Source organism: Arthrobacter sp. CAN_A6, assembly GCF_015751715.1.
Classification (GTDB): domain Bacteria; phylum Actinomycetota; class Actinomycetes; order Actinomycetales; family Micrococcaceae; genus Arthrobacter_D.
In genome coordinates this window covers 39,861-46,255 of record NZ_JADOUV010000012.1, presented here as the reverse complement: position 1 = coordinate 46,255, position 6,395 = coordinate 39,861, and the positions used below count along the sequence as shown (strand labels likewise).

General features: G+C 61.6%; 7 protein-coding genes. All 7 read right to left on the bottom strand.

Features of this window, described 5'->3' with window-relative positions; all coding sequences use genetic code 11:
• Positions 1-329 precede the first annotated feature (329 nt).
• The 7 genes from IWX75_RS15630 to IWX75_RS15600 all read right to left on the bottom strand — a co-directional run bounded on the left by IWX75_RS15630 (position 330) and on the right by IWX75_RS15600 (position 6,370).
• Entirely contained in the window at positions 330-614 is a 285-nt protein-coding gene (locus tag IWX75_RS15630) for an FCD domain-containing protein (protein WP_196823179.1), read from the bottom strand.
• A gap of 519 nt (positions 615-1,133) precedes the next feature.
• The gene (locus tag IWX75_RS15625) at positions 1,134-1,532 is read right to left on the bottom strand and encodes a hypothetical protein (protein ID WP_196823187.1); all 399 of its coding nucleotides are present in this window, start codon (positions 1,530-1,532) and stop codon (positions 1,134-1,136) included.
• A 13-nt stretch (positions 1,533-1,545) separates the two neighbouring features.
• Complete coding sequence (locus IWX75_RS15620) at positions 1,546-2,262, bottom strand: SDR family NAD(P)-dependent oxidoreductase (protein WP_196823178.1); 717 nt, start codon at positions 2,260-2,262, stop codon at positions 1,546-1,548.
• A gap of 22 nt (positions 2,263-2,284) precedes the next feature.
• Complete coding sequence (locus tag IWX75_RS15615) at positions 2,285-3,049, bottom strand: SDR family NAD(P)-dependent oxidoreductase (protein ID WP_196823177.1); 765 nt, start codon at positions 3,047-3,049, stop codon at positions 2,285-2,287.
• Positions 3,036-4,424: an MFS transporter gene (locus IWX75_RS15610; protein WP_196823176.1), complete on the bottom strand. Its 1,389-nt coding sequence runs from the start codon at positions 4,422-4,424 to the stop codon at positions 3,036-3,038. Before IWX75_RS15610 ends, IWX75_RS15615 begins: the two co-directional genes overlap by 14 nt.
• Positions 4,424-5,311 (bottom strand): polysaccharide deacetylase family protein, encoded by an 888-nt coding sequence (locus tag IWX75_RS15605; protein WP_196823175.1) that lies wholly within the window; start codon positions 5,309-5,311, stop codon positions 4,424-4,426. Before IWX75_RS15605 ends, IWX75_RS15610 begins: the two co-directional genes overlap by 1 nt.
• 3 nt (positions 5,312-5,314) lie before the next feature.
• On the bottom strand, positions 5,315-6,370 hold the full coding sequence (locus IWX75_RS15600) for an asparaginase (protein WP_334684401.1): 1,056 nt from the start codon (positions 6,368-6,370) through the stop codon (positions 5,315-5,317).
• Positions 6,371-6,395 lie beyond the last annotated feature (25 nt).

Here is a 6,395-nt window from a genome sequence, read left to right as displayed (position 1 = left end):
TCCAAGAGATCGCTGCCATTCTGCGCAACGCGACGGAACAGTAGACCGCGGACGCCGCCACAACAGCAGGAGAAGTGTCGCCACTATCGACAAGCGCCGCTGCGTAGCCGACCGGAACAATGCTCACCTGTGACGACCCGGGATCGCGAGGGGTTGGACTGGGAGTATTAATCGCGGACAGGAACGGGGACACTCAGGGCATGTTGGGTTGAGGGTGTCGTAGGCGGGTTCGCTGGGGTCACCGGAAGCACGTCGCCTGTGTCACCGTATCGTTGCCTTTGCAGGGCAAAGAGGTAGAACTGAGCCCGTTCATCGTACGAATGTACGGATTATGCAGAGACGGCGCGCCCTGCATTCGTATTCGATTCCGCATAGGCCAGCAAGGCTGCGGTGGTCCGTTCGATGTGATTTTTCATTGCACGGACGGCACCCTCGGCGTCCCTGGCGACGGCGAGCTCGGCGATGTTCCGGTGCTCGGCGGCGACGTCGCGGTCCAGATCGTGGGCAATGTCAATGGACCAGTGCTGATACAGCAAGGAACAATCCCGCAGTTCGGTGGCGATGGATTCAAGCCGCGGCTGTTGGCTCCGTAAGAAGTGCGCGGTGGAAAGCATGGTGGGCCACGGACCAAGTTCCGCCCAAATGACCTTCCCGTGTTGTGTAGGGCGTTCCTTGGAGGGTGTGATGGGCCGCGATCACGGAGGATTCCCAGTCCAGCCCACCGTCGCTGATGGACTCGCGCAGCACGGCAGTTTCGATAAGGACACGGGCGCGAGTCAAATCCAGCAGGTCTCCCACGGAGAGCGGGGTCACGCAGAAACTGAACCGCTCTGGGTTTCATAGAGATTCTGGTGTGTCCCGGGTTTCGCGTGATCCGGGACACACCAAAGCCTCCAACGAACCCAGAGCGGTTCAATGCATGGCGCACAGCAGGATGTGCATTGGGACTGTGCGATAAACGGTGTGAAGGGTCCGGCGGTTTTCATCAGCAAGTGGTTTTTTCGAACCGTCCGGCGAAGGTGATTGCGAATGCGTTCACGGCCGGCTTTCACCTGATCACCCAGCGTGCTCTGCCGCCGCCAGTGGGGTCAAGAGACCACGTAACGAGATATAGACACTGCAGCGCCGCGGACTCATTCGGGAAGTGTCCGCGAGCCCGCACCGCCCGCAACGGACAGACCGGCGACCGCTACAGCTTCGGTGAGTTCCGCGGCCGAATCATCGTGGCCGCGGTTCGCTGACGCGCTGGTTGGCCGGACGAGGCGCTCAATGATTGGCTGGGGGTTGCCGTAAAAGCGGACGCAACTTCCCACCAGTGCCTCCCAGATCCGATGCACAGTGCTGCAGGATGTCGAGGCACCGGTGGCGCTGCGGACCATCCAGCCATCCCCTGCGACCTGTACGGTGGGAAGACCGGCAATTCCGCTGCACAGAGTGTTGACGGTCTGGGCGACGAGCAGTCGTTGGCGGAGGGTCCGCACCGGGCCGAGCACGGGGTCAGGTACTGCTGTTTTTCCACAGGCTCCGCACATAGGTGGCCTCCTTTCAGGGCATGACGTCGCCGGAGTTTGGCCGCCCGAGAGTCTGCCCGACGTAAAGATTTCCGCCGGGATCGCTCGCCAGGAGAAGCGCGGTGGGTGCCACTTCTTCGGGAGACCCGAAGCGACCGAGCGGAAGTTCCTTGCGCTTGGCGGATTTCCATTCTCCAGAGATGCCGTCGACCAAGGGAGTTTCAATGGGCCCCGGCGCGATGCAATTGACCAGGACGTTGTCGGAGGACACCTCGAGGGCCAGCGATTTGGTCAGACCAATCACGCCGGCTTTCGCGGCGCTGTAGTGGCTCAATCCGGTTCCCCCTTTGAGGCCGAGCTGCGAAGAGATGTTAATTATGCGGCCCCAGTTGCGGCTCCGCATGTCGGGTACCACTTCACGGCAGCACAAGAAGACCCCTGTAAGGTCCACCGCCAGCGTCTCCGTCCACCGGTCCAAGGACATGTCTTCGAGCCTTGACTCGGTGAGTAGCCCGGCGCTGTTAACCAGGATGTCGATGGAGCCCAGTTCTGCCCGGGCAGTCGCGAAGGCCCCGACGACGCTGAACTCCTGGGCGACATCCATGACGATGGTCCCAGCGGCCGGGGTGCGATCCAGGACAGCAACACGGTCTCCGTTGGCTCGGAAAGCGCGGGCGATGGCGGCTCCGATGCCGCTGCCACCGCCCGTGACCACAACCGTCCGTCCGCGGTTCGTCCCTTCATCCGCCATCAGCCGCACTCCGTATTCACGGTCAAGCCCTCATCTTTACGGTGAGGCCACCGTCGACGATCAGGGATTGCCCGGTGACGTACCTGGCGGCGTGAGAGGTCAGGAAGCCGATCACGTCGGCCACTTCCTGCGGCGTGCCGACGCGTCCCCATGGAATGTCCTTGCCGGCCCGCTTCAGGCCCTCCGGGCCCAGCGAATTGACCGGGTCGAGGGATTGCGGCGTCTCGATGAGTCCCGGAATCACAGCATTCGCACGGATCCCCCGGGGGCCCAGTTCGACGGCCACACTGCGCACCAGGCCCAGTACGCCAGCTTTCGCCGCAGCATAGTGGGCGTGCTCCTCCCATCCGTACACGCCGCCGGCGATTGAGGACACTGCGACCAACGCGCCGCCGTCGTGCATGCGCTGAGATCCGGCGCGCAATGTGCGGAGGACGCCCGTGAGGTCCACGTTGAGCATGTCGTTCCACAGGTCGTCCGACAATTCGTTCAGCGGCGAGTTGCGGAGGATTCCAGCGTTGGCAACGGCGTAGTCGAGCCGGCCGAATTCGGTGAGGGCGCGCTCGGCGAACGCATCCACGGACTCCGTGGTCCGCACATCCACCTCATGGATGACTGCGATTCCGCCGGCTTCCTCGACCAATCGAAGCGTCTCCTCGGGATCGTGAGGATCGCCAGGGAACGTGCCGATCACGGATCGCACGCCACGGTGGGCATAGTGCTTCGCGAGGGCACGCCCTATCCCGCTGGCGGCTCCGGTGATGATCGCTACTTCAGACGATGGCATTGGCTTCCTCCAGTGCGACGGCCGGGACTGACTTTGTCCCGAGCATCAGGAAACCGGAGAGCAGAGTTCCGAGGGCACCTACCCACAGCGCTGCAGGCCCTGTTCCGGCTGCAGCGGCTACCACCGTGAAGAGCGCACCACCGAGTATGATGCCGGGCTGGCTCATGGCTCCGATGAAGGCGAGCCCGGTGGCACGGCAGCTGACGGGGTAGCACTCGGCCATGAAGTACTGGATTGCGGAGTACGGGCCCACCAGGAAGAACAGCCCAGTTCCGTAGGTCAGGATGATCAGGAAGGGGCTGGCTACCAGGGGGCTGAGCATGACGGCGAAAGAAAGCCCTGAAATGATCCATCCCGAGACAATGGTCTTCTTGCGACCGATCTTGTCACCCAGCCAGCCGTGGAAGACATAGCCGAAGTAGGCCAGCAGGTTGATGATGATGAGCATCCAGAACGCATCTGACAGCTGCACTCCCTTAGCGTTCGCCAGGACGGACGTGCCGAGGATGCTGAAAATCATGATGCCAAAAAAGTTGACGATCCACGCAAGCGAGAAAATGATGGTGTTGCGGCGAAGGGCTGGCTCCCAGATACGCTTCAGCGGAGCGCTTGAGGAGTGTTCCACTCCGAAGGACTTGGCGAGTGCATGAGCTTCAGATGTCTTGCCGCTCTTCTCGAGCTGCGTCAGCTTCTGGTGAAGCTCGAATTGAGGGGTCTCCTTGAGTTTCTTGGCGATCAGCAGGACGATGATGATCGCTGGAATGGTGGCCATGAGGTAGAGCGCACGCCAGCCGAGGCTTGGTAGAAAGGCCAGCGCCAAAGCGCTGGCCAGCAGGAACCCAAGCGGCCAACCGCCCTGGATAAAGGAGTAGTGGAATCCCGGGCGTTTCCGTTTCCGTTCATCCTCCGTGACCTGGTAAACCTCGTTCATGTAGGTGGCGTTGACAGCCTGCTCAGAGAACCCGAGCCCACCAAATGAACGCACGAGCACAAGCAGGGCGTTGCTCATGAAGCCGAGTCCGGCGGGGATGAAGGCGGTGACACCAGAGACGATGGCGGTGCCGCCCACGGTGAGCATCATGCCCTTTCGCCGTCCGAGGCGGTCGATGACGGGGCCGATGCCGAAGCAGACGATGGCTGTGCCCACAGCAATCCAGGTGTTGATTGCGTACGCCTCTGGTGCCGTCCATCCGAATTCCTCCTGCATCGCAGGCAGTAGGGTTCCAAACAGCCCGTAGTCGAAGACAGCAACGGTCCATGCGAGAAGCGCAAGGATGCTCACCGTCGTCGTTCTCTTTTTCGTGAACGTCGGAAAACGGCGCTTCTCGTCTCCTGTTGGCGTCGAAAGGTCGACGCCCGCCTCTTTGATGGACATCAGTTCGTTCCCTTCCGGGGGGTGCGTGCGAGGAATGAATCGGCGATCTGATCGAAGGTGTGCCAGCTGACGCCCTCGTGGGAGTTGAAGTGCTGAATGAGGCGTTCGAGCATGAGGAGCACCTGGGGGCGCCCCGACACGTCGGGGTGGATGGTCATCGTGAATACCGCCTGGTCCATTTCGGAGTAGACCCAGTCGAACTGGTCGCGCCACATCTGCTCGATGTCCCGGGGGTTCACGAAGCCGTGGGAGTTGGGGGAGGCCTTAATGAACATCATCGGAGGCAGATCATCGAGGTACCAGTTCGCGGGAATCTCCACGAGGTCAGTTTCCTTGCCCCGGACGAGGGGTTTCATCCAGGCCTCGGCAGGCTTGCTGTAATCGATTTTGGTCCAACTGTCCCCCACCCGGACATAATAGGGCTCGAAATCGTTGTGCATCAGTGAGTGGTCGTACTTGATGCCCCGCTCGAGGAGAATCTCGTTGGTGATAGTCGAGAACTCCCACCACGGAGCCACATAACCGGTGGGCCGTTTTCCAGACACATTCTCAATGAGTTCGATGGAGCGGTCCAGGATCGCGGTCTCCTGTTCGCGTGTCATGGCAATCGGGTTTTCGTGGGAGTAGCCGTGGACACCGATTTCGTGCCCGGCGTCCACGATCATCTGCGTCAACTCGGGAAACGTCTCGAGCGAGTGCCCCGGTACGAACCATGTGGAAGGAAGGTTGTACTTCTCGAACAGGCGGAGGATGCGCGGGCCTCCCACCTCGCCGCTGAACAGGCCGCGGGAGATATCGCAGGGAGAATCCTCTCCTCCGTAGGATCCGAGCATTCCTGCAACGGCGTCGACGTCGACACCGAACGCAATCTGTATGTCCTTTTTCATAGGTCAGCCTTTCAAGGGAGCGAGTGGGAGTGAATAAGTAGCAGAGTGCGGCAGGAGGGCGCCGCGCTGGGAGAAGTGTTCTTTTACCTGGGGGTGCGACATCCCCAGCGTGAGGAGCAGTTGGAGCAGGATCCGGGCCTGGGAGGGTTTGAGAAGACCGGCCGGAATGGCTCCCGCGGCGTGGAGGTCTTTGCCTCCGCCGTTGCCATACACCGGCAGTACCGGCCCGGCGTGCACCCTGGTGCTGGTGACCACAACAACCCCCGCCGCTGTGGCCTCGGCAACCGCCCCACAAATGACCGGGTTCGCATTACCATTTCCGGTTGCCGCAAGCACGATTCCCGAGGAACCGGCGGCCAGCGCCGCTTTCAGCAGTGCGGCATCGGCGCCAGGATATGTGGCGACGATATCTGCACGGTGTGGCTCCAGCTCAGGAGCCGGGATGGGCAGTGGATCGAACCGGAGCGGAACGGAATGCATCGATACGAGCCCTGTTTCCGACACCGCTCCAACGGGTTCGCCGTCGGGATTGTGGAATGCCTGAAGGTCCGCTGTGTGCACTTTCTGAACACCTGCAGCGGGAAGGATTTTTCCGGCGAAACTTATCAGGACTCCGTGTCCTTGGGCGTCGGGTGACGCTGCGACGGCGATTGCCTTTCGGAGATTGTCGGGGCCGTCGGGGTCGGCATGGTCGGCGGCGCGCTGGGCACCGGTGAAAACCACGGGGCGCGGGTCATCGTGTAGGAGATCCGCGAGGTACGCGGTTTCCTCGGTGGTGTCCGTACCATGAGTGACCACCACACCGAGGACCAGGGGATCATTGAGTGCCTGACGGATGGAGGAGCAGATGGAGAGCATGTCGGTGAAGGTCAGCTGGTAGGAGCCCTTGCGCATCACGTCGACCACCTCCACGGGCACAGTGCCCTGCCCGGTGCTTTGCAGGATAGCCGCACCTGTATCCTCAGCAAGCGTTGCGCCTCCGCCATTGGCTGAGGTGCGGGACGCAATGGTTCCGCCCGTGGCTAGCAGCATCACGTATCGGGTATCGGCTGGTATCACGTTCACCTCCTGAAAAGTTTCGAAG

Excerpts from the sequence above, each read along its gene's own strand:
- IWX75_RS15630 (WP_196823179.1), bottom strand. The coding sequence starts at position 614 with ATGCTTTCCACCGCGCACTTCTTACGGAGCCAACAGCCGCGGCTTGAA.
- IWX75_RS15625 (WP_196823187.1), bottom strand. The coding sequence starts at position 1,532 with ATGTGCGGAGCCTGTGGAAAAACAGCAGTACCTGACCCCGTGCTCGGC.
- IWX75_RS15620 (WP_196823178.1), bottom strand. The coding sequence starts at position 2,262 with ATGGCGGATGAAGGGACGAACCGCGGACGGACGGTTGTGGTCACGGGC.
- IWX75_RS15615 (WP_196823177.1), bottom strand. The coding sequence starts at position 3,049 with ATGCCATCGTCTGAAGTAGCGATCATCACCGGAGCCGCCAGCGGGATA.
- IWX75_RS15610 (WP_196823176.1), bottom strand. The coding sequence starts at position 4,424 with ATGTCCATCAAAGAGGCGGGCGTCGACCTTTCGACGCCAACAGGAGAC.
- IWX75_RS15605 (WP_196823175.1), bottom strand. The coding sequence starts at position 5,311 with ATGAAAAAGGACATACAGATTGCGTTCGGTGTCGACGTCGACGCCGTT.